At 40.8% G+C, this 24,670-nt stretch carries 20 protein-coding genes; 9 read left to right on the plus strand and 11 right to left on the minus strand.

Annotated features, from left to right (window positions below):
• Positions 1-36: 36 nt before the first annotated feature.
• The gene (locus ABIN91_RS15150) at positions 37-768 is read right to left on the minus strand and encodes a hypothetical protein (RefSeq protein WP_348052066.1); all 732 of its coding nucleotides are present in this window, start codon (positions 766-768) and stop codon (positions 37-39) included.
• Positions 769-1,381: 613 nt separating this feature from the next.
• On the opposite strand from ABIN91_RS15150, the gene ABIN91_RS15155 reads away from it, so the two are divergent.
• The 5 genes from ABIN91_RS15155 to ABIN91_RS15175 all read left to right on the plus strand — a co-directional run bounded on the left by ABIN91_RS15155 (position 1,382) and on the right by ABIN91_RS15175 (position 4,083).
• Complete coding sequence (locus ABIN91_RS15155) at positions 1,382-1,951, plus strand: hypothetical protein (RefSeq protein WP_348052067.1); 570 nt, start codon at positions 1,382-1,384, stop codon at positions 1,949-1,951.
• Positions 1,952-2,163: 212 nt separating this feature from the next.
• The gene (locus ABIN91_RS15160; protein ID WP_348052068.1) at positions 2,164-2,367 is read left to right on the plus strand and encodes a hypothetical protein; all 204 of its coding nucleotides are present in this window, start codon (positions 2,164-2,166) and stop codon (positions 2,365-2,367) included.
• Positions 2,351-3,421, plus strand: a complete 1,071-nt coding sequence (locus ABIN91_RS15165) for a DUF932 domain-containing protein (RefSeq protein WP_348052069.1) — start codon at positions 2,351-2,353, stop codon at positions 3,419-3,421. Before ABIN91_RS15160 ends, ABIN91_RS15165 begins: the two co-directional genes overlap by 17 nt.
• Positions 3,422-3,524: 103 nt before the next feature.
• Positions 3,525-3,905, plus strand: a complete 381-nt coding sequence (locus tag ABIN91_RS15170) for a hypothetical protein (protein ID WP_348052070.1) — start codon at positions 3,525-3,527, stop codon at positions 3,903-3,905.
• A 10-nt stretch (positions 3,906-3,915) separates the two neighbouring features.
• Entirely contained in the window at positions 3,916-4,083 is a 168-nt protein-coding gene (locus tag ABIN91_RS15175; protein ID WP_348052071.1) for a hypothetical protein, read from the plus strand.
• A gap of 30 nt (positions 4,084-4,113) precedes the next feature.
• Here the strand turns inward: ABIN91_RS15175 and ABIN91_RS15180 are convergent, their stop codons facing one another.
• The 5 genes from ABIN91_RS15180 to ABIN91_RS15200 form a co-directional block, all read right to left on the minus strand.
• The gene (locus ABIN91_RS15180) at positions 4,114-4,422 is read right to left on the minus strand and encodes a hypothetical protein (RefSeq protein WP_348052072.1); all 309 of its coding nucleotides are present in this window, start codon (positions 4,420-4,422) and stop codon (positions 4,114-4,116) included.
• Between the two features lie 96 nt (positions 4,423-4,518).
• A complete protein-coding gene (locus tag ABIN91_RS15185) occupies positions 4,519-5,817 on the minus strand; it encodes an HlyD family efflux transporter periplasmic adaptor subunit (protein ID WP_348052073.1) in 1,299 nt (432 codons plus the stop codon).
• A gap of 2 nt (positions 5,818-5,819) precedes the next feature.
• Positions 5,820-7,997: a peptidase domain-containing ABC transporter gene (locus ABIN91_RS15190; protein WP_348052074.1), complete on the minus strand. Its 2,178-nt coding sequence runs from the start codon at positions 7,995-7,997 to the stop codon at positions 5,820-5,822.
• A 73-nt stretch (positions 7,998-8,070) separates the two neighbouring features.
• On the minus strand, positions 8,071-9,138 hold the full coding sequence (locus ABIN91_RS15195; RefSeq protein WP_348052075.1) for a glutaminyl-peptide cyclotransferase: 1,068 nt from the start codon (positions 9,136-9,138) through the stop codon (positions 8,071-8,073).
• Positions 9,139-9,576: 438 nt separating this feature from the next.
• On the minus strand, positions 9,577-11,220 hold the full coding sequence (locus ABIN91_RS15200) for a vitamin K epoxide reductase family protein (protein ID WP_348052076.1): 1,644 nt from the start codon (positions 11,218-11,220) through the stop codon (positions 9,577-9,579).
• 833 nt (positions 11,221-12,053) lie between these two features.
• Here ABIN91_RS15200 and ABIN91_RS15205 point away from each other — a divergent pair.
• From ABIN91_RS15205 to ABIN91_RS15220, 4 genes are all read left to right on the plus strand, one after another.
• Entirely contained in the window at positions 12,054-13,511 is a 1,458-nt protein-coding gene (locus tag ABIN91_RS15205; protein WP_348052077.1) for an alpha/beta hydrolase, read from the plus strand.
• 10 nt (positions 13,512-13,521) lie between these two features.
• Positions 13,522-14,301, plus strand: coding sequence for a caspase family protein (locus tag ABIN91_RS15210; RefSeq protein ID WP_348052078.1), 780 nt, complete (start codon positions 13,522-13,524; stop codon positions 14,299-14,301).
• Between the two features lie 3 nt (positions 14,302-14,304).
• Positions 14,305-15,951, plus strand: coding sequence for a hypothetical protein (locus tag ABIN91_RS15215; protein ID WP_348052079.1), 1,647 nt, complete (start codon positions 14,305-14,307; stop codon positions 15,949-15,951).
• A gap of 112 nt (positions 15,952-16,063) precedes the next feature.
• The gene (locus ABIN91_RS15220) at positions 16,064-16,747 is read left to right on the plus strand and encodes a hypothetical protein (protein ID WP_348052080.1); all 684 of its coding nucleotides are present in this window, start codon (positions 16,064-16,066) and stop codon (positions 16,745-16,747) included.
• 1,237 nt (positions 16,748-17,984) lie between these two features.
• Here ABIN91_RS15220 and ABIN91_RS15225 read toward each other — a convergent pair.
• From ABIN91_RS15225 to ABIN91_RS15245, 5 genes are all read right to left on the minus strand, one after another.
• Positions 17,985-18,842, minus strand: coding sequence for a histidine decarboxylase (locus tag ABIN91_RS15225; RefSeq protein WP_348052081.1), 858 nt, complete (start codon positions 18,840-18,842; stop codon positions 17,985-17,987).
• Between the two features lie 193 nt (positions 18,843-19,035).
• Entirely contained in the window at positions 19,036-19,485 is a 450-nt protein-coding gene (locus ABIN91_RS15230) for a protein-disulfide reductase DsbD N-terminal domain-containing protein (RefSeq protein ID WP_348052082.1), read from the minus strand.
• A gap of 47 nt (positions 19,486-19,532) precedes the next feature.
• On the minus strand, positions 19,533-20,477 hold the full coding sequence (locus ABIN91_RS15235; protein ID WP_348052083.1) for an AraC family transcriptional regulator: 945 nt from the start codon (positions 20,475-20,477) through the stop codon (positions 19,533-19,535).
• Positions 20,478-20,828: 351 nt separating this feature from the next.
• Positions 20,829-22,424: a tetratricopeptide repeat protein gene (locus ABIN91_RS15240; RefSeq protein ID WP_348052084.1), complete on the minus strand. Its 1,596-nt coding sequence runs from the start codon at positions 22,422-22,424 to the stop codon at positions 20,829-20,831.
• A gap of 482 nt (positions 22,425-22,906) precedes the next feature.
• The gene (locus tag ABIN91_RS15245; RefSeq protein ID WP_348052085.1) at positions 22,907-24,658 is read right to left on the minus strand and encodes a TlpA disulfide reductase family protein; all 1,752 of its coding nucleotides are present in this window, start codon (positions 24,656-24,658) and stop codon (positions 22,907-22,909) included.
• Between the last annotated feature and the right edge of the window lie 12 nt (positions 24,659-24,670).

Raw genomic sequence — 24,670 nt, forward strand, 5'->3', positions numbered from 1 at the left:
TCTTTTTTTTCTTCACAAATCCCATAACGCACAGTGCTAAGATGGATCGGAGGCATTCAGACTTTCAGCCATGCTAAAGGCAAAACGATAATATTTGAGATTGCCTTTGAGTTTTAAACGGGAGATCAGGTAATCATATTGCAGATCCATTAAGGTGCCGGTAAGCAAACTAACGATGCTTTCACTGACGCCCATGTCTTCCATTTGGATCAATACCTCCTCCTGCGCCATCTTATCCAATACCGACTGGTAATCTTTTTCAAAATCCCAATCAGTCTGGCAAACTTTAAAATCCGCAAAAGTCGGATAGGGCAATAGGTCAATCTCCATTTCTTTTGCAAGTATTTCACCGATCCTGTTGACTTCGCTCTCATCATTTCCCACTTTGATATAAATGTCGGCAATGACCTGTGCATAGCTTAGAAATGCATTGATGCTCCCATTCCATCGGGGCTTCCAATGGCTGGCTTTAAAATATTCGGTAGGCAGGATGCTTCGCCTGGTTCTTGCTCTCGCTTTAATGAGGTCAATAGCGACTTCCGTCAGCATTTTCGTGTCGTCATTTCCGGTTTTCCATTGCCCCAGCAAAGCCGGAATGGCAAGAATGGTACCGGCTGCACCGAGCACCTCCAATAGTTGTGCTATTTCTTTGGGGTCATCGGCACCACACAATTCCTGTATGACCATGAACTCCTTTTCTTCCTGCTCCCGCCCGGATAATCCACCGGCCAGCATTTCACGGGTGATCTTTAAAACGTGTTCATTCATAACCTTAGGATAGCTTATTACAAACTTAAATAATTTGTTGAAGGTTATCCAGTGGGAAAAGGGTGGGAAATAGGTATATGCCTTTTAAGATCAATAAAGTCAGCGGTTCCAGCCGCTCCATTCCGTACCGTCATTCAGCCGCTTCACCGCCTTTAAATGCGCTTGCGTTTTGGGCGTCGCCTGCGCATAGCCCAAACCGCAAGCACTTTTTCTTTTTCTTTTCGGCTCCGCTTTTTCAGGTTTTATGATCCGCGTTCATAAGGGCCTCCTCGACTTTTTACACAGCAAATTTCTGAATCGTCAGCTGCACATCAAGGCCGGGCCCTACGGGTTTTGAAAAAAAAATCTTCCTCGCATTTTTTTATTGGCTGCCTCCGGCGGATTTGTCTGCGAGCGTATTTTTTTTTCAAAAGCCTTGCCTTAGCAGCTGACTTAATCAGGTGCGGTGCTTAATAAAAAGCGAGCGAGCGCCATGCGAGTTCACTTAAAAACAAATTTAAAAACAGCACCATGAAAACAGCAAGCAGCAGAGCCCCGCCACACCGGACAGATACAAACCGCTTACCCATCACATGTACAGTTAACATTATTGATAAAAAGAAAAACAGAAATCATGAACACGATAGAAAAAAACGGCAAAGCCGATAAAAAAGCAGCATATGTAAATAACAATCCGGTAAATAAGGCGAATAGCCAACCAATACCCGGAGCAGCAAAGGTAAACGACGAAAATAAGGAAGAACAGCCTGAACCAAAAACAGAGCAGGTTAAAGCGGAAGCCCCCAAAGCCGAAACGGTAACAAAGGGGGAACAAGCCCAAACAGGGGCCACAGCGGTTAAAGAAGAGCCAAAAGCGGAAGTTAAACCCGAACCGGTAAAACCTGCCTTAAACTTAGAGGAAGTTTTGAAACTGGTTACCGAGTTAAACCGCCGAAAAATACAAAGGGACAAATTGCTGGAAACCATCGGCAATTTAGAAGCCTTTGAGATTGAATTAAAAGAAGATGCGGACGAAACAGATGGCAATCATTATCAGGGTTGCGTTTTGACCATCGAGGATGACCAACGCCGGAAGTTCACTACCAAAAACCCGGTAATTATATGGACAGTAGCGCAACAGGTGAACAGCCTTTGCGTGAATAAACTGGCCGAGATCGAAGCGGGTATTATTATCCCTGCCTAAGTTAATCAATCAAGCAAAGCCCCCCAACCCAAAACTTCTTTGGGGGCTTGCTTAATCTGTCACCTAAATAACAAGAGCAAATGTACGACTTATTCATCAGCCTGACAGACCAGATTTATTGGCAAGGCTACGCAGAGCAGTTAGCAAAGGACAATCCCGCAGCCTTTAACAGGGAATTAGCGGATTTTATAAACTGTTATAATTTATAGATTATGATATACGAAACCCTTTATATCATGGTACGAGTGGCAGTCCACGCAGACCATACCAGTGTATCGGCCATCGTCCACGAGGTGGAAACACAATCCAAACTCAGCCTGACCGATACGGCCAATATCAATATACTGGAAACCGAGATTTTAGTATCAAGAGTACACAACCTTAAAAACATTAATCATCATGGCACACGACCTTAATTATAATGAACAGACAGGCAGGCATAGTTTTATGAGTGTAAAACAAAGTGCGTGGCACGGATTAGGAACGGTTATAGACCGATACCCCACCAGTGCGGAAGCCATTATTCATGCCGGTTTAAACTATACCGTTGAAAAACGCCCCTTATTTACAGTAGATAATGGTGTTCCCGACTTTAATGCGCCTGACGTATTAATCCATAACGAAATCGAAGTGCCTGATTTTTATGCCAATGTGCGCACCGATACAGAGGGCGTTTTGGGCGTGGTCGGCAAAGATTACCACATTGTACAGAATGTAGATGCTTTTTCGTTTTTTGACGGCTTGGTCGGCGGTAAGGAGGGCATTTTATATGAAACAGCGGGGGCATTGGGTAAACATGGTCACAAGATTTTCATCACGGCCAAATTGCCCGATTATATCCGGGTAGGCCGGAACGATTGCGTGGAAAAATACCTTTTCCTGACCACTTCGCACGATGGTTTGGGGAGTATTCAAATTGCATTCACCCCAGTCAGGATCGTTTGCCGGAACACCTTAAACGCTGCATTGCAAAATCATACCAACTGCATTAAAATCCGTCATACCGCAAGTGCAGGTGATAAACTGAAGGAGGCCTACAAAATGTTAGGCATCACTAACCAGCTATCGGTTGAACTGGAAGCAGTATTTAACCGATGGGCAAAGGTGCGCATATCTGACCCCGATGTAAAACGACTCATACAATTAGCGATGATACCCAACCGGGAAACCTATGAGAACCTGAAAGCGGGTAAGGAAGATGCATTGTCAAGCAACTTTAAAAATCAGGTGAGCAGTGTATTTGATTATGCCATGACCAACCCCACACAGCAGGAAGATACCACCAAAGGTACACTTTATGGCTGTTATAATGCGGTTGCGGGCTATTTTCAGAATGTTCGCAACTATAAGGACACCGAAAGCAAATTTAACTCCATTATGAACGGGACGGGGCAAAGCAGGGCGCAGACCGCCTTTAATCTTTGCATTGATTTCGCCAAAAATGGCAATTGCGCCCTAACACTCAATTAATCCTTACAGAGGGCGTAACCCTCTGTACTGAACCGTTTATTTAATTCTTATAATCAACACTGGTAGGCGGTTGGCACCCGCTTACCTCTTAATATTAAAAAATATGAAACCGCTGAATAATTTCAATAATACAGATAAAGGAAGATTGTTACATGAACTTTTCCCCCACGAAATACCAGTTTTATTAGATCATATCAAAGAGGTTTGTACAGACCTGAAAGCAAACCGGGAAGCCTACGCAAGCACATGGGATTTTGGATTAATGACCTTTGATACATGGTTGTCATTGGCGGAAAACGCTGAGAAGCTAATAATCAGGCACCGCGCCAATATGATAAAAAGCAGTAAGGTGTTTGCTGACCAAATGTTCCATTCTTACGATTATACCGTACTTTTTGTAAATGACCGGATTGTCAAATATGCGCAGGGAAAAAGTGAGAACAGTAAATTTAAACAAGCCGTAGCCTTATTATTCAACGCTTAAATCTTGTATCATGGAAAACGAAAAGTGCCTGTATGACAGGTGGGTGGACGGCTGGAAATTAAATCTCAACAAGTTCACCATTACATTATTTCAGCTATTTCAATATGCTGACGGAAATAACAAAAGTAAAATATTAGAGGCTTGGGGCGAGTATTTTACAGGCTCGGAGTATATCTGATTTTCGATTAACTAAGGGGGACTTCCCCCTTTATAAAACTAAATAAGTCATATAGTAATAGAAAAATTTGGCGGGCCTGATTATGCCATCATCGTAACGGATCAGGAGGGTAATAATTGTGTATTTGAAAACCGTGAAGATGCCGAAGCAGAGGCTGCCGATTGCCAGAATGGAGTTGTCGTTGAAATACAGGCCGGATAAAGCCGTCGCCTGACGGTTGGCGGCGGCCCCAGTTCGGCATGGCGAACTAGACAAGTTCGAGGTTTTGATGGCAGTTGTTAGTCCAAAAAGTCCAATCTCTCCGCCAATTTGCAGGGATAGAAAACTTGTTAATCCCATAAAAAGTACGTTTTTTGCGAGCTATAGCAAACCAAGAGGTTCTTAGAGATACAAAATTAGAAATGTATCTGATTGAATAAGATTATCGAAAATGGATTATTTATTGATCAGCTTAGTCAAATTCCAGGTTATACGCTGCAAAATAGTGGCATCCTGAGTAATAATCTCTGCATCGGCCATCATGCCTTGTTTCAGGTGTATAGGCTTTTTCATGTCGGTAGCACCTTTTATTTTAAAATCTACTCTCGAAACAAATATGCTGTCTCTGTAAGGTACATCAGCAATATAACTGATTTTACCCCGTATCATACCGTACTCTTCAAATGGGTAGCTTTTCAGTTTGACCAATACTCTCTGCCCCAATTTTACCTTGCCCATATTGGCCTGTGGGATGGCCATCTGCCCAAAGAATTGTTCATTGCCGGGGTTGATATAAAAGACCTCCTGGTTGATTTTTAATACCTGATTCTCCTGAACAATACCGGCAAAAGATATTTTTCCGCCTTGTGAGGCAGATAGTACGTATTTGGTTTTCCAGTCTTCTGCCTGGCTAATCAGGCTATTGAGCGACTGCGAAAATTTAGATTTCGCATCGGAGATCTGGTTGTCCAGTTCCAATATTTCTTTCTGCTTTGCTGAATATGTGCCACTTGCTGTTATCAATGCGGTTTCTGTTTGTACCAAAGGAGATTTTTTGGAAAGATACTTGCTTTCCTGCGTTCTGAACTCTGCCGGGCTTTCCACCTTTTCTCGTTCCAGTTTTTGGTGCATTTCGTATTCCTGGCTCGCCAGCTTATAGTCTTTCTGCTGAATATCTTTTTGCGAATTTAACTGGTCGCGTTGTTGGTTAAGGTTAAGCAGGTCTTTTTGAAGATAACTCTTTTTTTTAAGATAAAACCCGTCATCAACAGCCGAATGATAATCAATATATTGCTGGTAAAAGGTTTGGTAAGACATTTGTAATTCCCCCAATTGCGACAGATTAGTTTGTTTAAGCAAGCCACTGGTAAACGTTTTGTTTGAAAGTAATTCTATTTGTACCTGCTTTAAAGTATTGAGCAAATTTAGGATGGCACCATGATTACCTGTGCTTTCAATATAAGCCAACGGTTGCCCTGTGCTAACCATATCATTTTCCTTAATTAATAGCCTGGTAAGTTCACCTGATATTCTAGATACAACAGGCTTGGGGGAATTTGGCGATTCAATTTTGATAGATGTTTTTACAATGTCCGGATAGCGGATAAATGCGGATAGGCTAAATATCAGTACCAATACTATAAAGAACAGGGTAATACCCCATCTCAGTAGCCATGAGGGTACTGTCGTAATAATATCCTGCATATCATCCGTATGCCGAATTTCTTCATTTGAGTTAGCGTACACTTCCGGCATGATCAGTTTCCTAATTCTAATTGGTTTTTAACTAAACGGTAGTAATCGCCTTTTAAGGCAGTTAACACATCGTGTGTTCCTTGTTCTATGATATGCCCATTATCTAACACTATAATATTATCTGCATTGCTTACTGTACTTAAACGGTGTGCTACTATAACCACAGTACGGCCTTTGAAAAATTCGCTCAGGTTATCCATTATAATCCGCTCATTATTGGCATCAAGCGAATTGGTAGCTTCATCAAAAAATATGTATTCCGGATTTTTATAAACAGCACGGGCTATCAGCATGCGTTGTTTTTGACCCTGACTAATCCCATTTCCCTCGGCACCAATTTTAGTATTGAGGCCCAATGGCAGGCTATCCACAAAATCCTGTATGTTTGCTACTTTAATGGCATGTTGTAGTTTTTCTTTATTAGGATATTCATCACCCACGGCAATGTTATGAGCTATCGTATCAGAAAATATGAAACCCTCCTGCATAACAACACCGCATTGCCCACGCCAGGTTTTAAAACTCATACCACTAAGCGTTTGCTCACCTATGCGAATCTCTCCTTTTTCGGGTTCATAAAAGCGAAGCAGGAGTTTTAGTATAGTGGTTTTACCGCTTCCGCTCATACCAACAATAGCTGTGGTTTTACCTTGCGGAATTTGAAGATTAATGTGTTCTAAAACAGGTTCGTTACCTGCACCGGGGTATCTAAACGTTAAATTATTTAAGCTCAAACTTTTGTCAGCCGGTAAAATGTGATTCCAATCTTTATCGATAGGTTCTTCGTCGTCCATCTGATGGATATCATTTAAACGTTCCAGGCTAATTTTGGCATCCTGAAAGCCTTGTATAAACCCCAAGAATTGCTGCACCGGGCTGTTGAGCTGACCTATTATATATTGCACAGCCAGCATACCGCCTAAAGTTAAATCGCCATCTATAACTGCTTTTGCGCTTAAAAAAGTAATAGCCAGGTTTGTACTCTCATTAATTAGGGTTGAACCTCCTTGCTGATATTGGCTCAACGCTAAGCCCTTTACCTTGAACTTAAATAATCGCGCTTGCAGGTGTTCCCATTCCCAACGCTTTTGTTGTTCGCAATTGTTCAGTTTAATCTCTTGCATCCCGCTCACCAACTGCACAATACTGCTTTGATTTCTTGACGAAATGTCAAAACTTTTATAATCCAGTTTACGGCGGCGCTTTAAAAAGGCCAATATCCACGCAGTGTACAATATACTACTTGCTGTAAATACCAAAAAAATAGTAGTGTTATAATAGGCCAGCACTACTGAAAATACAATCAGGTTAAAAGCGGAAAAAAGCGTGTTTAATGTAGATCCGGTCAAAAAACTTTCAATTCTTTTCTGGTCGTTCATACGTTGCATAATATCGCCCATCATTTTGGTATCAAAAAAGCTGATGGGGAGTTTCATTAACTTGATTAGAAAATCCGTAAGAATAGAAATGTTTATCCGTGTGCTCATGTGCAGCAATATCCACGACCGGATAAAATCGACACTTACGCGCCCAATAATCAATGCAGCCTGGGCTATCAGGATAATATAGACAAAATTGAGGTTACGGGTATTGATACCAATATCAACTACTGACTGCGTTAAAAATGGAGCTATTAATTGTAAAACACTGCCGATACCCAAACCAAATAACAATTGTATTACCAACTGCCGATAAGTTATTAAGTACCTAAGCAGGAAAAACCAATGAATTTCAGAACCCTTTTCATCCTCCTGCTCATAAAACTGTGGTGAAGGCCTTAACAGTAGAGTTATACCTTCGGCCTTGTCTGTATCACTTAACCATTGGCGGTTAAATTCAGGTTCGGTTAAACTAACTAAACCTTTGGCTGGATCGGCTATAAAGTATTTGCCCTTTTTTATTTTATAAAGCACCACAAAATGATGTTGCCGCCAATGCATTATGCAAGGTAGTTCTGCTTCTTTTAATTCAGCAGAACTTAGCTTAACGCCTAATGAACGAAACCCTATTTTTTCGGCAGCATCGCTGATGCCCAGCAAAGAAACGCCTTCGCGATTAATTTCGCAGAGTTTGCGTAGGGTTTGCGATTTAAAATTGCGCCCGAAATACTTGGCCACCATGCGCAAACAGGTTGGGCCGCAATCCATTTTATCGAGTTGTTTGTAGTAAGGAAATTTCAAATTACTGTTTTTTATAAATTTTCTTTATTCCACCTTCCACCTAAAAACATCCCTGCACGAAACTTTATAAAGTTTACTTATTATCGAACCTGATTTGATATAGGTGGGGCCATTTTTTACCCGTCACAAAAAGTCTTTTTCTTTTTTCATCCCAGGCAATACCGTTGAGAACGTTTTCTCCGTTATCAAAACCGGCGGGCCGTTGAGTCAATGGCCAAAGTTTGCTCATGTTCGCCCTTTGCAACACAGCACCGGTTTTTGGATCAATTGTTATTATATAATCTTTTTCGAAGATATTTGAGTACAACTTACCGTTTATATATTCCAATTCGTTAATGGAATCTATAGGCGCTTTATCGTCACACACATCGATAAACCCCTTTTGACGATAGTTGTTCTTATCTAAAAACCATATGCGATTCGTTCGGTCATCAAAGTAGAGTTTATTCCCGTCAAAGGTCATTCCCCATCCTTCTTCTCCTATATAATTATAAAATGTAGACAATAAATTAAAGGTGTTTTTATCAAAGATGAAAACCTTCATTGGTTGCTTATAGGTGAGCATTATTATTTTGTTACCTACTATCGAAATTCCTTCGCCAAAATACTGGGTGTCCAGCTTTGTTATTTTAATAACTTTACCAGTTACAAGATCGACTTTTCTAAGTGTTGAATGTCCTGCATTGCCGGTACTTTCATATAAGTAACCATCTTGATATAATAACCCTTCGGTAAATGCCGATGTATCATGAGGAAAAATTTTCTCTATTTTATAGGTCATTTGTTCAGGTGGTTTGGCGGCTAAAAGAATGATATTCGTAGATTCCTGTTGTAACGTGCCCCCATGATAAACTTTAGCAGAGATTGTTTTTCTCCCCAAGATCATAGAATCGGTTTTAATTAATAATATCGATGAGTCCTTACGTGAACCCACCTTTAACGAATCAACGAAATAAATTATGGAATCGATGTGCATCGTGCTTTCATAATGTACTTTTGTTGGCAACAAATCGCCGGATTTATACGATGTTCCTGACTCGGGTGAAAGTGTAATATCAGTATCATGCTGCATCTTTGGTTGACATCCAAAGATCAGCGCGATTATTATAGAATGAAATATTAATTTTCTGCGATTACTCATGTTGCATTTCGAAGATTTATGTTTCGCAAATTAAATGGGTTTACTCTCATTAGAGACAATTATAACATAATCTGTAACTTGTGGAGTTAATTATAAAATAATAATAGGCTGCCATTTGAGGCAGCCTATTATTATTTAAGGATGCCCGCAATAGCCGGCTGAATCACAACGCATTCCATCAGAACAACAATTGATGTAAGGATTACAAGGTATTCCAAAACATCCGACATCGTTGGGACCTGGGTTAAATGGAGCAGGTAGGAAGTCCGTTTGCCCTCCATCACCTCCTGTGATGTTTTTCATTTGTTCGCGGCTAAGCACTCCGTTTGCTCCCATCGAAATCATTCTTAATTTTAACATTTAATAAAATTTAAAAGGTTAATTATATTGCTGCCTATTTTAAAGCCCGGTGGCAATTAGGGCTACCTCTCTTTGTTCTTAAACAGAAAGAAAATATTTTAAATCCGAAACACTATAATTATTGGGTAACTGGTATCCATTTAAAAAGAATGTCGGAGTAAAGTTGAGGTCCATTTTATTACACCATTCGCTCATTGCATTTATTTTATCTAACTGTTTGTCAACAGCTCCATTCATGGGGTATTTGGCAGCAAATTTTTCATAATCCTTTTTCTTTGGAAGGTACCAATCATCCAATGCCTGTTTAATTGTATGCTCATCTGCTTTTTCGGAAATTGCCAGCATGTGCTTCGCAGCAATGGCATTCGTATCATAGCCCTGTCCGTAAGAGTTGAAAATTATTTGCAGCCTAATATCTTGATTATTATCAATTAGCTTCTCGATTAACGGGTGTGCTTTAGAACAAGGCCCGCAATAAGGTGCGCAAACTTTTATTAAAGTATTTTTGCTATGCGGATTCCCAATAGTGATACCCAAGCCTTCTGCGCTAACGGACAACCTTTTTTGTTTTAACAACAACGCTTCGAATACCTGAGGGTCGTGCTTTAGCCTTTGCAACTGCATGTTAATAAGTTTTCCCACTTTTACCCTCGTTAAAGCAGGCAATAAAGAAGTTGTTGCAAAAAATGGGATGGCAAAGGCCATAATTGTTTTTATAAGCAAGTCTGGGGTAATGTCTGAAAAGCGCAGTAAAATGTGCCATCCGCCAGTTAATGCTATTATAAGTTGTAGAGCCAGTATGGCTTGCACAGATAAACATAACACGCACCATTGCTTAGCTACTCGCCATTGGTAATAAACAGAAAACACAATATAAAGCGAGGCTGATGCGTTTATCCAAGCTGCGATTGATAAAATAGCAGAATTTGTTAAGCTACTGAATAATAGAAGTAGCAATAAACCGGTAAAATAACTGGAGCCTATTACGCTCCAGCTTATCCCCATTATTTTTGCTGCGTTAGATTGTAAAATGGCACTGCAATTTTTTTTACCCCCCGAACTGCAAATTTGTTTTAGACCAGGATTATGCTGATCAATTTCATACCATAACAATAATACAGTAGCAATACTGCCGCAAAGGGTTAATAAGGCAAATATAAAGGGCAGTAACGCGTTTATACCGGTCGCCACAAATGCAAGTACACCTGTTAGTATGGTCAGGGCTGGAATAAAGCTAAGAGCAAGATAAAGAAATTTTTTTTTTCTTTTTTCCTCTGTAACGATCTTGTCATAGTCTTTTTCACCTGTATTCTCGCCAGCTTCTACTAAAAGTACAACGCCTGCACACCTATTTAAAAATTGTTCATTTTCGGTAACAGACCATTTGCTTTTCAAGGGATCAAAAAATGTCACCTGTTTTTCTTTAAATGATTTAACAACTGAAAAAAAGCTTTCATTATCTTTAACGCCTTTTAACTGAGCGATAAATGGGCAAGGCAATGTAGAATATTTGTCGAGATCAAATTCAACGCCAACGTTTTCAAGTCCATAATTATTAAATACGTCGCTTATACTAAGCAAACTGGGGAAATTGGGATGTTCTTCAATTTCTTTTTTTAAGGTAGTTGCCGAAATTTTAACATTAAGCAATGTGGTAGTCAATAATGCAGCTTCAAAAGGATTACTTTTTGGCTCAAAAAGTCGGGTTAATAGGTTGTGCATAATTTAGGTTGTTTAAATTCATCAAGAGCGAGCGAATAATTACAGCGTTTATCATTCCTTAGCATCAATTTGCTACCATTGATTTATTTACCGTAAAAAAGTCGTCATTAATATAAGTATGTGCAATAAGAGGCATAGGTATTTCGGTTAGTTCATCAGCGTTAACCCGGTATGCCGCTTTGTTAATATTAAACCAGTTAAGGACATCGCTTACCGCTAATAAACTTGGCTAATCGGGATGCTTTTCCAATTCGCTAATAACATCCGAAGAGTTAATGTTAACACCTAATAGTTTGAGCAATTTAATAACCGCAGCATTTGCGTTAGCGTATTTATGAAAGGATAACATAAGAGATAAGAGCTTGTTGTAATTTAAATTTTTATAAGAATTATTTCAGAATGGCTGTGAACGAATAGAGGTGCATTATTAACAAGCGTTTTATTGCATAATTTATATTAGATGTGTTGGGCTGAGATCTTATTGATAAAAATATACATTCACATGTATATTAAAATATTATTATACCAATGAGCTCTATCGCATGGCGAACGCCCCGATTCACATGGTGAAATAGTAAATGCAGCAACACACTAAAGCTACACCCGTATTGTATTATTCCTTTATTAAGGTGCCCGCCCGCTGGATGATGAAGGACTATGCTGGTTAACCGCCGGAGATAGGTACCCGGTGGCCCTATTCCCTGTCCGCTATAGCGCAAACAGGAGAGTGTGTATCCCTTGTGTATTATTTGGAAAAAAAACCATATTATTTCGTAATCGCTTGTAAATAAACGAAAAATGTTGCTATCTTGACCTAACCAAACCATACTATCATGCCAACGCTTATCGACCAGGACTATATCATAAACGCCGGGCCCGGCGGCACATTTCGAAAATCTGGAGACTATCAATCCGTTCCCGCAGATATAGACCGAATATTTGACAGATTCCGTCAGGACAATGTGCGTAAGATCGCCGTCTATTTTCATGGGGGACTTGTTAGCGAAGCAGGTGGGCTGACAGATGCCCGCAAGATGGCGCCGGTATTGGCAGGTGCCGGGGCGACGCCCGTATGCTTTGTCTGGGAGACCGGTCTGATGGAGACAATCGGCAACAACCTTTCCAAAATATCGGAGACCACGTTGTTCAATAAACTGCTCAAGGTGATCCTCAAAAGAGTGACCGACCGTCTTGGCTTCGATACCCTTGCCGGAAGGGGCGTCGCGTCGCCGGGTCTTAGCGACGCAGAGATCGAATTCGAACTCAGGCGGCAGGACCCTTTCTCTCAGTATAACCGAAGCAGGGGCAATAGTGGCAGGAGCGCTACCCAGTTAACAGTACTTTCACCGAACAGCCCATTTCTGGAAGCCGAACTGACGGTACAAATCGGCGCAGATATCAATGCCGACAAACAATTTCAACAGGCGATCCAAACGACCAAGGTAACCGTGGATGCAACGGGGCAGCAAACAGGTGCACGTGGATTACTCGATTTTGCCGGCTTCATAGCCCATGCCGTCAAGATTGCTATTCGTATTATCAAGCGCTTTATCGAACACCGCGACCATGACCTTTACCCGACCGTTGTCGAGGAGATCCTTCGCGAACTTTATATCGCCGAACTCGGCGCCTGGGTATGGGGTGGCATGAAAGACAAATCGATTGACATGTGGAAGGATAATACCGGGCGAACGGATCTCGATCAATATGCCGGCAGGTATTTCCTGGACAAGCTCGCGCAATACAAAGCGGACAATCCGGCTACGGAGATCAACCTGGTTGGACACAGCGCCGGTTCGATCGCTATTTGCAACTTATTGAAAGCCACTGATACCCTTGCTTTGAAATTCAAGTACAACCATATTATTTTTATGGCACCCGCGTGCAGGGTTGACCTGTTCAAGTCTGAAATGGTGGATCACCAGGAACGCTACGCTGATCTGCGTATCTTCACCATGAACGACGATAAGGAATGTGATGATAAACTCGTGCCTTATTTCTACACGCATTCCTTGCTTTATCTTATTTCCGGCGTGCTCGAAGACGAAGGCGCGTCTTATGATGCTTATATCCTCGGTCTGCAACGGGACATCGCTTATTTATCCCCCTATGCCATCGCCGAATTACAACCTGTTCATGACTACCTTTACGAAGACGCGAAGTTCAGGACGGCCTTTTCACTCAGCCCGGATGGCGCCTCGGATGGTATGACCACCGGATCTCTTTCCCATGGTGGCTTCGATGATGATCCGAAGACCCTGTTGAGTATCCAGTATATCTTACAGCAATAACGATTATAAGATGAGCAGCTACGCGATCGTTATCGGAATCAATCATTATACTCCTCCGCAACGGGATGGTTTAAAAACCTTGTTTGGGGCGATCCCTGACTCCCAAAAGGTCTATGACTGGCTCATCGGACCAGGCGGACTACCCGCGGCGAACTGCAAACTGATCCAGAGCGGCCCCGATCCGTTGACACCCATTAAGAATTTAATAGACCGCGCAATCAGCGATATTGTCCGGACAGTAGTCGAGCGGGATAACAGGAATGCAGACCGGTTCTATTTCTATTTCGCTGGGCATGGCATGGGGATCCAGGGCGACCGCGAGAATAACGGCATGTGTATGGCAGATTGGGACGAATATATGCGGGATGCTGCAACCTTGTCGTCCAGTGAATATAAGCGCAAGTTTATTAACGAGGGCCTATTCAAAGAAGTGGTGATGTGGATGGACTGCTGCAGGACCACCAAACTTTTTTTGACCCCAGGCGCCAGTCCGGGGGTTACGCCGATAGGGCCAAACGATAATCCGGCTTTTATGGTCGCCTTTGCGGCTGAATTCAGAAGCGAAGCTTTTGAGGCTGATCAGCTCGACCAGGACCCGCGGGGCATCTTTACAAGCGTGCTGCTACGCGGCCTTAACGGAGATATTCTCCTCAGAAATGGTGGCGTCGATGCGGTCGATCTGATCAATTATTTGGCTTTCCATGTACCTGTAGAAGCGCAAAATGTAGGCTTCAGCCAGCGTCCGGAAATCATCAATAACCTGAATACTACTCAAACATTTAATTTTTGATGTATGAACATGCTACGACAGGCACCCCGGCAGGTCACCATCTATCAAAAGGAAACAACAAGTTCGCCTGACGCAAAAATCACGCTGAAGCTCTACCTTTCTGAGGCTTATAGCTATGTGACAAAGCCTACTTTATTTAACCAGCAACTGGAAAAAATTCCCGAGATCAGCGACGAGCTCATCACCCCCAATTTACCGGACAGCGGCGTGGTTTGGACCTATAAGATTGATGCCGCATTCTATACCCTTCGCCTGGAGATCAACGGCAGGATTGCCGATTATCCCTTAGCGTTACAAAGTGACTATGCCTGCTCAGTAGGTTTTATGAATGGTCAACAGCCGGTCAACAAAACACTGGTGGCCCCGGAAGTCTATTCCTCGGCGCTGCTGGGCGGGGAGGTCCGGTTTGCCTCGTCCCATGAATATTATACAGAACCCGCTGTGAGGATCAGCGAGTTGGATACCTTTGAAAATTGGGATCAGCTTGGTCACGACTGTGGGCTTTTAATCTTCTTACGTTACCCCAGCAAAGAAAGCTACCGGATTCGTTACGAGCGTAAAAGCTATTGGGAGCGGTTTACGCTCCTGGATTATCTGGGAAGACCCTTTGTCAGCTTTCCCAATCACTGCCTGTTAGACACCAACACCCATGATTGGAATTGGGAACACAACTCTGGATATATCGGTTTTTCAGCTAAACTTCGGCCTGGGCTTTATTTCCTGCAATATGATGATCCTGTTGAGCCCCGGACGATACCGGTCTATGTTTATAAACGATGGTATACGCAGTTCTTTATGACGGTGGCTGACAAGCCATTATACGGCAGCATTCGTATGTTGCTTTCCAAGCAGCGTCGGTTCGATCATCAGAATAAATATCATTATTATACGGATGTCCTGCTCAACAAATTGCTCAATGGCAGTTTTACGCTGAATGATCACCTGTTGCATCAGATCGCTTATGGCAAGTGGGAAGCGCCGATGGTGGGGCTATTGGGTGCCTATATCTACCTGAAAAGCAAACAGACCAAGAATGACTTGTTGTTCAAAACGATCGTCGATAATTTGCAATACAATATCCTGGCAGGCGGTGAAGGGTCCCCTGACATCTGGGGGCTTAATATGCTGACTTATCAGCATTTCAAAACGACGATCTCTTTAGACCAGGCGGGTAAACTCAAAGGTCTGCCCATGCTGCGTGTCGCATTCGACGCCATCCGCGAGGCCGCTGCGATCTACCCCTGGCTGATCGAGGAAGGGGGCCTGAAAGATCATGTGACCGAACAACAGGTATTCGATTCCCCTTATACCGTTTTCCGTTCGCTGCCGGCACAGGTCTTTACGCAACTGCTGACCGAAGATTATAATAAAGTCAAAAGCAGCAAGAATCTGAAAACAGAACTGGACGATAGTCAGCGAAAGCTTGCTCCCGTTGTACAAGAGATAGCCATTTCAGATAAAAAGATAGGTTCACCTGTCAAAGATAAGCTGAAGCGGCTGATGGAAAATAAAAACGAGGTGGGTTGGCTTGGCGGATCGATCATTAGCCTTTTGCTTCAAGATGAATATCTAGGGAACGAGCAACTCGCAGAGACCTTGTCGGTCTCTGCACATACCGTTACCCGTATCCGCAAACAATTAGGCATATAGCACAGGAATTTATTAGGTGGCGGGAAATGGAGGCATTTATTTCTGAGATAATATGCCACACTGCGCCGATCTCAGCGAAATATCCTATCTTGGTTATAGCTAAATCCGAGTGATGAACAAGCTTTCCTTATATGCAGACCCATTAGGTGATCTTTACGTGGAATGGACCATTACCACTGGAAAGCGCCTGGAAATTAATCTTCCACATTATAAGTACGAAATGTCGAACCTGCTTGGCATTCCGGTGCCTTTTGCTTCGATAGCTGAAAGAATTGAGAGTTCTGTGTTCCGGGTTTTTCGTGATTCTACGCCTGAATCATTTGTTAACTTCGAGCTAAGGGAAGATTTTAATGGCGCGAGAAATGTGGTGATTGAAATTGCTGAAGAACAGGTTTTGAAGGTTCAGTACGTGATCAAAAATCTGGTAAACAGGGATAAGGTGTTTTTTAGTTTTGTGTTTTCTTTGGCAAGTCCTGTAGCAGGTACTCTGATGACGGATATCGAAGTAACGGCACGTTTTTCCTACGATATTAATTCTTATAAATTAAAGACTGTACTGATCAGTAAGAAGACCGGGCGGATTTCGGGATCACCGCAGCTGCTTGTGCATGAGCGATCTGGTGATTTCATTGGGGCAAAGGGTGAAAGGATTCTCTTAGGTGAAGATTTGTATGATCTACATGTGCATGGTTCAAGGTTGCCATTCATGATAGACAGACGCATCTTTTGGCTGGTCGTTTTTGCTGTTGCACTAATCGGCATTGGTACACTTTTATCCATTTTTAAAATAAAATAATGTTATTTTGGCAATTTGGAGCCATTGACCACTTGATTCCACTTAAGTTATATTGTTCCGAAACATTTTGACCAATATTGATTTTTAATCCTGATTATATTCTTATTGACTGTTTTACACAATTGAATAATACAGTCGTCCCCTAATTTTCAATTTAAGGAGCCTTTGTTGTTTAAAATTGTAATTATTCGGTATTAGTAATTTCCTTTATAACTTCTAAAATCCCTTCCAGCTGTTCTAATTGATTTCCGTTCCACCCGCAATGTGAAAATAAAATTTATAAATCCAAATCGGCGATTAAACGCAAATCAGACAGGAAATAGTTCGAGATTTGTACAGTAGCCACCACTGAATTCAGTATCAAACAGAGTAAATGCCTGCAAATCAAATGATTGCAGGCATTTCTTTTATAGTCAAATGGTACTATTTACCCATCTTTTCGCATTTGCAAGGTGAGTGATTCGGTGAGTTGACTTTTGAAATTTCTTACTCACCAGAACGACTTATCACTTTGATTATCAATCTATTAAATAAATGAACATCTTGTGTACAGCAGATCGCTAAAAGCGGACAAAACGGCGCGTTTGTATACCCTTGACGAGTTATTCCGGCGTGGGCTATTTTCGCGGGAGTGGTGAATAAGGGATACTTTTTTTACAGAGGGGAGGCGCTGATTACCGGTAGTTCACATTTCTTAGGCATGTCGGTGGCTACGGGTCTGGCCAATGATGGAGTACTTGGCTATCTTTTAATACCAGCTCATGAGCTGGATGAGGGTATAAAAACCCTACCTGATAAATTAAAGATATAAGATTTTTAGTAATTAGGATAGGAGGGTCGTTATTTAACACGATGGTTCTTAACCATTTTTAAGTTTTAAAAAAAGCACCCGCTTCAGTGGGTGCTTTTTTCTCGATTGAACTATTCATTAATTAACTGACTTAAAAGAACGACTGAAGACTTATATTTTTATACTTTGAAGCTTTTCCCGATTAGCGGCCAACATATCTTCCAAAAACAAATCAATTTCACGTTTGGTAATTCCGGGCATACAAATAACATGCGCCAAACCTTCTTCTGTTGCCAATTGCCATTTTTCAACAATCTCAGCACAGGGTTCGGGCAAAACCACGGTTATCGCGTTGGGGTTTTTCCATGCCTGTATGCCTATGGTTTTTAAACGTTCGAGCGTAACCCAGCTAACTCCAAACAGTTAACATAGCGCTGCTTTAACCCACTAAGGCCAAGCTTTTTTATCGTATACCATAAAAAAAACCGGGGTATGCCCATTGCGGGAACCAGATATGGTAGTATCCATAGAACCGATATAAGAAACAGCACGAGCGATGCGGTCACGATGCCTCTTCTTTACCAACACGATGCCGCATGGCATTGGAGACCCCAAAAACTTATGCCCGCTGATGGCAATGCTGTCTGCACCATCGCTAAAATCAAACGCGGGACGAGGTTCCATAAAAGCAGCATAAGAACCTGCTAATGCACCATCACAATGGATATAATGATTGGTTACGGCATTCTTCTTAAGAGTATCCTTTATGCCCGACAGGTCATCTATAGCTTCTGTCATCGTTGTGCCGATATTAGCCAACACAATAGCTGGCAAATGCCTATGCATCCGGATCATATGGTCCAGGTCCTCATAATCGATCTCGCCGTTGGCTTGGGAGCGGATAACAATTGATGGCATATTTAACAAATGAATATTTTTTTGTACGCTGTAATGCGTAGCCTCAGAATAATAAACCATAGCTTTAGGGTACAACTCCCTGGTCAAATACAAGCCATAAAGATTACCCTCTGAACCGCCATTAGTAATATAACCCCACCATTCACCGTGTTTAGCTCCGAAAAGATCGGCAAAAAAGGCAAGAACTTCCAGCTCCAGCGAGGTAGAAGTTAGATGATAAGTTGACCCCACCATCGGGTCGCCAACATTATTTAATGGGTGTTTAAAAAGTGGGAATATGGATTCGAAGTCAAAATCCGTATTGGTTGGATAGCCTATACATGACCTTGATCGATCCTCTATACTATTGAGATATGTAGTTAAAGCCGCACGATCCGTATCATTCAAAAATTTCATAACATGTATTTTTTTTCTCTCACTTAATTGACTTTATTAGAAATGTTTAAGCTACTGTTTAGAAAGCGGAGATAACTTTGAGGGTCACAATCCGTATCTCATGGGGTTACTGCCGTGTATTTGGATCTAACAGGATATAAATGGTTGCTAATTCGCAGTAAACCATACCTGTATGTAGGCGCCGTTACTTTACGTCAATATGGAACTCAACATCATCAGGTGGCAAACATTTCCTGTCATTACAAGTCATATATTCAAGCTGGCCTTTAACTGTGACCCTGCCAGTCTTTAGTTTTATTTTTTGTTGAAAAACCACCTCACGTTCAAAATACCTTACATCCATACCAAACACTTTTTCAAATTTGATTATCGGCTGTGGTTCAATGGTTTTTCCCACCAATGTGTAAGCTGCACTTGGCGTAAAAGTAAAGCTGGTTTTAACAGGGCCGCCGTCTTTCACAGTTTGGGAATAAACATGCCAGCCCTGATCTATTGTAGCCTTAAGGAATACAACCACTTCGACTTTCGAAATGCTTTTGAAACCGTAACTCCACTTTACGGGGGTCAGTATTTGTGCCTTTAAAGACAGGCTCATCAAGCCGATAATAGTGATGATCAAAAATTTCTTTTTCATAAATTTATTTTAGTTACTATCACTTAATATTGCCTAAGGCATATTAATTACGCGCTTTTTAACTCTAAATTATTAGTGGTAAACTGAAGTAGTTCAGATGCAATCATCTTTTCGCCGCATTTATGTTCCAGCGGTGTTTTTCCCATTACTTTTTTAAATAATCTTGAAAAGTAATAAGGATCGTCATAGCCAACTTTTCCGGCAATCTCTTTAACAAATAAATTGCTACGCATAAGTAAATTACAAGCTTTGTCAATTTTTATTTTGATAAGATAATCCATCGGCGAAAGCCCCGTTTTTTGTTTGAAAAGAACTGTATAACGAGATGGGGAATAGTTAAATTGGGCGGCAAGTTCATCAACGGTAAGCCGTTTATGAATATTCGCTTTCATAAATAAGATAGACTGATCAACCGCATCTTCTATCTCAACAGGCGGAATTGCTTTTGCTTGGTGATATGGAAATAAGAAAAATGAAAAAAAGCGATAAAGGCAAAGACTGGCAAATCCCGTATTTTCATTTGTGTAACCACCTAACAAACCCGAATAAATTTCCTTCCACGATTCAACGATTTGATCATTTAAGGGCAGATCAATTGGAGTGGCATGCTTTTTTAATTGTAAATGTGCATTTAATTCATTAATAATGGTGCCGTTAAAGTGTACACAATATATTGTAGATGGGTGCTCGATACTTGGTTGATACGAATAATATTGCTTGGGCGGTAATAATATAAATTGGTTACACTGCAAAGTAAAAGTGGCGTTTTGTGTTTCGCAACTTCCTTTACCGGCAACGCAATAAATTAATATGTAATCATCACAACATTTTTCCCATTTGCGGTAATGAAGTTGCGCGTTCGGGAAATATCCGATATGAGTAACATAAAGCGGATCCTTAGCAGGGGCTTTTTCAATGCTGTTTAACACTGGCGTTGAAAATCTGATCTGCCCGTTTTTAAGTAACTGATCATTGTTGTTAGAGTACATCATGGCCTTCAGGTTAAATTCTTCGAATTTGTTTATCCTAAATTTATGTATCCCAACACGCGATAATGAAATAATCCATTACTACAAAACCATAACAAAATGACTTTTTCACCTTGACTTTACCACTACAAACGGTGGTTTATTTGGAAAAATGACCATTTTTCCAAATTTAGCCTGCGCTCGAAGGCGCAAGAGAGCCAATATATTGGTTAATAAAGTATGCGATGGTTAGCCCGATAGACCTCTTCGTTACGCCAGATGCCAGATAATTGTGTGACAAAACAGCTCATATAGATCTACCATAGCGCAGTGAGAAAGCAAAAAATGTTTGAGAAATAGGTAGATCGTAATCCGCTAACCCAACTGAGATAAGAAGTTGATCAGGTTTTGATCGGTACCCGTCAAATTCAACTTTTTTCGTAAACGGGCACGGGCAATTTCAATTGATTTAATGTTTTGGTGCGTAACCGTCGCGATCTCTTTTGTGGTCATATTCAATTTTAAAAAAGCGCACAACCGTCGCTCTCCCGGACTAATGCTTGGGAACTGTTTTTTTAAAGCATCAAAAAAGGCTTCATGCACTTGTTTAAACCTAACCTCAAATTCCTGTAAAAGTTCGGGACTTAGGTTGGATTGAAGATGTATAATGACTTTTTGCACGGCCTGCTTAGAATCTTCTCCCACATCTCCTTTAATCTCAACCAGTTTTTCACAAATATCTTCAATAAGCTCATTCTTTTGCATCAGGTACAAGATATTGGTAGTTAGCTCTTTGTTTTTTAATTCTATGTCCTTTTCAAGATTACTCTTTTCCATCCTTAAATGGGCTTGCTCCAGCAGTGAATTTTTTACTTTATTGCGCTGCAAATAGAAAAGAAGACTTACGAGCACCAACGAGAAACCCAAACCAATTGCCACAAGTACATAATAAAGATCTCTTTCTCTTTCTTTAGCCTCTAATTCTTTTTGTTTAAGATCTATTTGAAACTGCGTTTCTAATTCAGTTATTTTATTGGTCTTCTGCGCATTGAATAAAGAATCGCTCACTTGTTTGCTAAGTTTTAGCGCATCAAATGCTTCTTTATATTTCGCTTGCTGGTTGTACAGTTTATAAAGATACTCTGAAGCAAGATGCACATTTATCCATGAACCGTTATGCTGCCCCAGGGCGATAGCCTGTTTCAGGTAAGTTTCAGCAGTGCGATAATCTTTCAATTGCTCAAAGTAAAACGCCCCCAGGCTAATATAGCATTGAGTGAGCCCTAAGTTATTATTGGTCTTTTTTCGAATATTTAAAGCTTGCAGATAAAACCTGAGTGTCAGATCGCTTTTACCTTGAGCAGAATATAATCGCCCCCAATTAATTAAAACATGTGCAGTCGAATTCTGATCGTTGCTCTGTTTGCTCATATCCAGTGCCTTACTGTAAAACAGATCGGCCTTGTCAAACTTCTTCAACACCTCATAGATAATGCCAAGGTTATTATATAATTTCCCTTCGAGGTTGGTTTTTTTTTTGTCCTTTTCTAACTTTCTTTTATCAACCAAATAAAGTGCTTTATCATAATATGATATCGCCGTCGCGAAATTGCTTTCGTAATAATAGATAATACCAATATTCATATTGGTTGATAAAATGTCATTAGGGTTGGCGGCTTTGCTTTTTAAAATTTCCTGATAAAGTTGCAAGGCGCGTGGATAATTTCCGATCTGTAGATAAGCGGTAGCAAGGCTGCTTTTTGCCTTGATCAACAACGTATCTGATTGAATTTTATTAGCCAGTTGCATCGCATCCTCGGCATACTTCCATCCCGATATTGGATCGGAATTAGCGACCAATGCAGAAAGCTCGAGCGTTACTTTAAGTTTTTGGTTATCGTTGCCGGCAAGTTTTAAACGGCCTTTTAAACTATCTATCTGGGTTGTTTGTCCATTGGCATTAATCGCCATACACAGGAGATACAAAATTATCATACCCCTTTTTTTAACATGCAATGCTGCTATCGGTCTTATATAGGCAAAAAAAACGCTAAGCATTGAGACATTCACAGACAAGGGGTTTAAAAAAATTAAGATCGGCCTTTTCATTCCCGTTTTCAGGAACAAGGCTTTTTAAAGATAAAGTAAAGATAAAATAAATAAACGCTACGAACAAAATGGCAGCATCCCCGAAAAGGGGGTTTCGGGGGTTATTTTTGAAAAGAAAGTAGTTATAACAGCAGTGTCAATTCGACTTCAATGAGGGTGTTTATGTTCAGGGTGCTGCAATACAACTATTACAGTACTTACATTAGCGTTAATAACGGAGAGAGAAAACTTCATTTGCCGTTCCCTCTTTATGAGAAATTTGAGAAAAAACCATGAAGCAAGTTTACTTAAACGCGCAACCTGCTATTTTAAGCGGCAGGCTGTGCGTAATATGTAGGTTATTTTTATTGAGCGGCAAGAACCCGGTCAATGTAATTCTTCAATTTATTGTTGCGGGCATCGGGTAAAGCACAGTTAACTTCAACCCAATTACCTTTTTTATCGATCATTAAAAAGCGGGGGATAGCTGTTATGTTGTACTTGCGGGCAAAAGATTTACCCATATTATCTAAAAGTTGAACGCCTTCAAGTCCCTTTTCCTTTAACATATCCAGCCATTTCTGCCTGTCGGTTTCCTTATCAATAGAAAGGCCAATAAAAACTATATTATCGTTTCCTTTATACGCTTTTTCTATTTCGAGCAAAAAGGGAATTTGCGCTTTACATGGACCGCACCAGGTAGCCCAGGTATCAATAAAGATCACTTTGCCTTTAAAATCCTTCATCGATACCATGTTACCATTTACGTCAGGCAAAATGAAATTATACGATGATTTACCGATAAAGGCGGTATCGGCAGCAAATTTATTCTGCATAGCATTGTATCTCTCTTTTGCTGATGCGGTTGTAGCATATTTTTTAAAGGGAAGGTACACATCACAAAACTCACTGTAATTAATTACTTCAATTACTCCTTCTACTGTTTCTAATTGCGACTTTAACAAACGGGCCTTCAAGGTATCGTTTGCTATTGCGCCCATCATTAGTTTCATTTTCTCCGCGTCGCTTTCAAGCCCGGTTAAAGCAAGCTTTGCATACAGGTTAATGTATTGACTACCTCCGTCTAATTGTAACACATTGGCTGTATTTACTTTGTTTTCAGGAATGAACTGTTTGTAGTAAGCCGGTACATCTAAAAAGTATCTTAGCCCTATTGAGCGCGCGCTCCGTGTTTGAGCGTTGATCAGCATAGTTAAGGCCATTAAATTATTGTCAAGCCTAACAGCCGTCTTAAAAATTGCGTTAAATTTAGTATTTGCTGTTTTTGCCTGCAGTAAAAAAGTGGGGATCTTTTGCTGTAAAGCCTGGTAGGCAACTGTAAATAAAGGTTCATCGGGCTTTATTGAAAATGACATGGTCTGAACTGTATTAATCAACTGTTGCCATTGGTAAAACAATTCATTTTCGGGGGTCGATCTGGTCCATTGGACCTGATCCCGCATTTTAAGATCAATTGTCAATTCCAACTTGTCATTTGGTTTGATGTATAAACGTCTTCCCCTAACTCCAACTGAAAGATAATAAATCCCTTCAGTTTCCATGGGTACCAAAAAGTTATAGGATGAAGCTCCCTTTTCAATGAAGTAACTTTGTATTCTTTGTCTATTACCTTCAACAACTTTTTCTAAATTAACCTCTATCCCGAAATTCAAGTTGGTAATTGAGCCTGAAACGGAAGCGGTTTGAAATTTTTGCTGCTGTTGCACAACCATCAAACCGGTTTGCTTCGCTTCGTTTAATTGCAGTGGATCAACAGTTAAAGTTAAATTTGAATTTGCCCCCAACGTTAACGGAAAGCTTGCCTTAACACCAGGCTCTGGTCTAAGGTGTCCTTTTTTCATTAACACTATTTGTATTTGGTAACTTGCGTTTGCGCGAAATGGAACACCAAAGCAAAATTTAGTGCTTGTTGTGTCCATAGCGTATCCTGCTACTCTTAATGACTTGCCATCAATTTTGCAGGTCAACAAAATTTCGGCATTGCATTTTTTTGTAAACGTTCCTTTTATGGTTGTTTGTTCAGACTGTGCGAATGCACTTACCGTTGCTACCAGGCAAATAATAGCAGGAAGAAACCTTTTTATTAAATTTTTCATGTAAGTATAATT

The organism is Mucilaginibacter sp., assembly GCF_039921305.1.
Classification (GTDB): domain Bacteria; phylum Bacteroidota; class Bacteroidia; order Sphingobacteriales; family Sphingobacteriaceae; genus Mucilaginibacter.

Coding starts and splice junctions, on each gene's coding strand:
- ABIN91_RS15150 (WP_348052066.1), bottom strand. CDS start 768: ATGAATGAACACGTTTTAAAGATCACCCGTGAAATGCTGGCCGGTGGA.
- ABIN91_RS15155 (WP_348052067.1), top strand. CDS start 1,382: ATGAACACGATAGAAAAAAACGGCAAAGCCGATAAAAAAGCAGCATAT.
- ABIN91_RS15160 (WP_348052068.1), top strand. CDS start 2,164: ATGATATACGAAACCCTTTATATCATGGTACGAGTGGCAGTCCACGCA.
- ABIN91_RS15165 (WP_348052069.1), top strand. CDS start 2,351: ATGGCACACGACCTTAATTATAATGAACAGACAGGCAGGCATAGTTTT.
- ABIN91_RS15170 (WP_348052070.1), top strand. CDS start 3,525: ATGAAACCGCTGAATAATTTCAATAATACAGATAAAGGAAGATTGTTA.
- ABIN91_RS15175 (WP_348052071.1), top strand. CDS start 3,916: ATGGAAAACGAAAAGTGCCTGTATGACAGGTGGGTGGACGGCTGGAAA.
- ABIN91_RS15180 (WP_348052072.1), bottom strand. CDS start 4,422: ATGGGATTAACAAGTTTTCTATCCCTGCAAATTGGCGGAGAGATTGGA.
- ABIN91_RS15185 (WP_348052073.1), bottom strand. CDS start 5,817: ATGCCGGAAGTGTACGCTAACTCAAATGAAGAAATTCGGCATACGGAT.
- ABIN91_RS15195 (WP_348052075.1), bottom strand. CDS start 9,138: ATGAGTAATCGCAGAAAATTAATATTTCATTCTATAATAATCGCGCTG.
- ABIN91_RS15200 (WP_348052076.1), bottom strand. CDS start 11,220: ATGCACAACCTATTAACCCGACTTTTTGAGCCAAAAAGTAATCCTTTT.
- ABIN91_RS15205 (WP_348052077.1), top strand. CDS start 12,054: ATGCCAACGCTTATCGACCAGGACTATATCATAAACGCCGGGCCCGGC.
- ABIN91_RS15210 (WP_348052078.1), top strand. CDS start 13,522: ATGAGCAGCTACGCGATCGTTATCGGAATCAATCATTATACTCCTCCG.
- ABIN91_RS15215 (WP_348052079.1), top strand. CDS start 14,305: ATGAACATGCTACGACAGGCACCCCGGCAGGTCACCATCTATCAAAAG.
- ABIN91_RS15220 (WP_348052080.1), top strand. CDS start 16,064: ATGAACAAGCTTTCCTTATATGCAGACCCATTAGGTGATCTTTACGTG.
- ABIN91_RS15230 (WP_348052082.1), bottom strand. CDS start 19,485: ATGAAAAAGAAATTTTTGATCATCACTATTATCGGCTTGATGAGCCTG.
- ABIN91_RS15235 (WP_348052083.1), bottom strand. CDS start 20,477: ATGATGTACTCTAACAACAATGATCAGTTACTTAAAAACGGGCAGATC.
- ABIN91_RS15240 (WP_348052084.1), bottom strand. CDS start 22,424: ATGGCGATTAATGCCAATGGACAAACAACCCAGATAGATAGTTTAAAA.
- ABIN91_RS15245 (WP_348052085.1), bottom strand. CDS start 24,658: ATGAAAAATTTAATAAAAAGGTTTCTTCCTGCTATTATTTGCCTGGTA.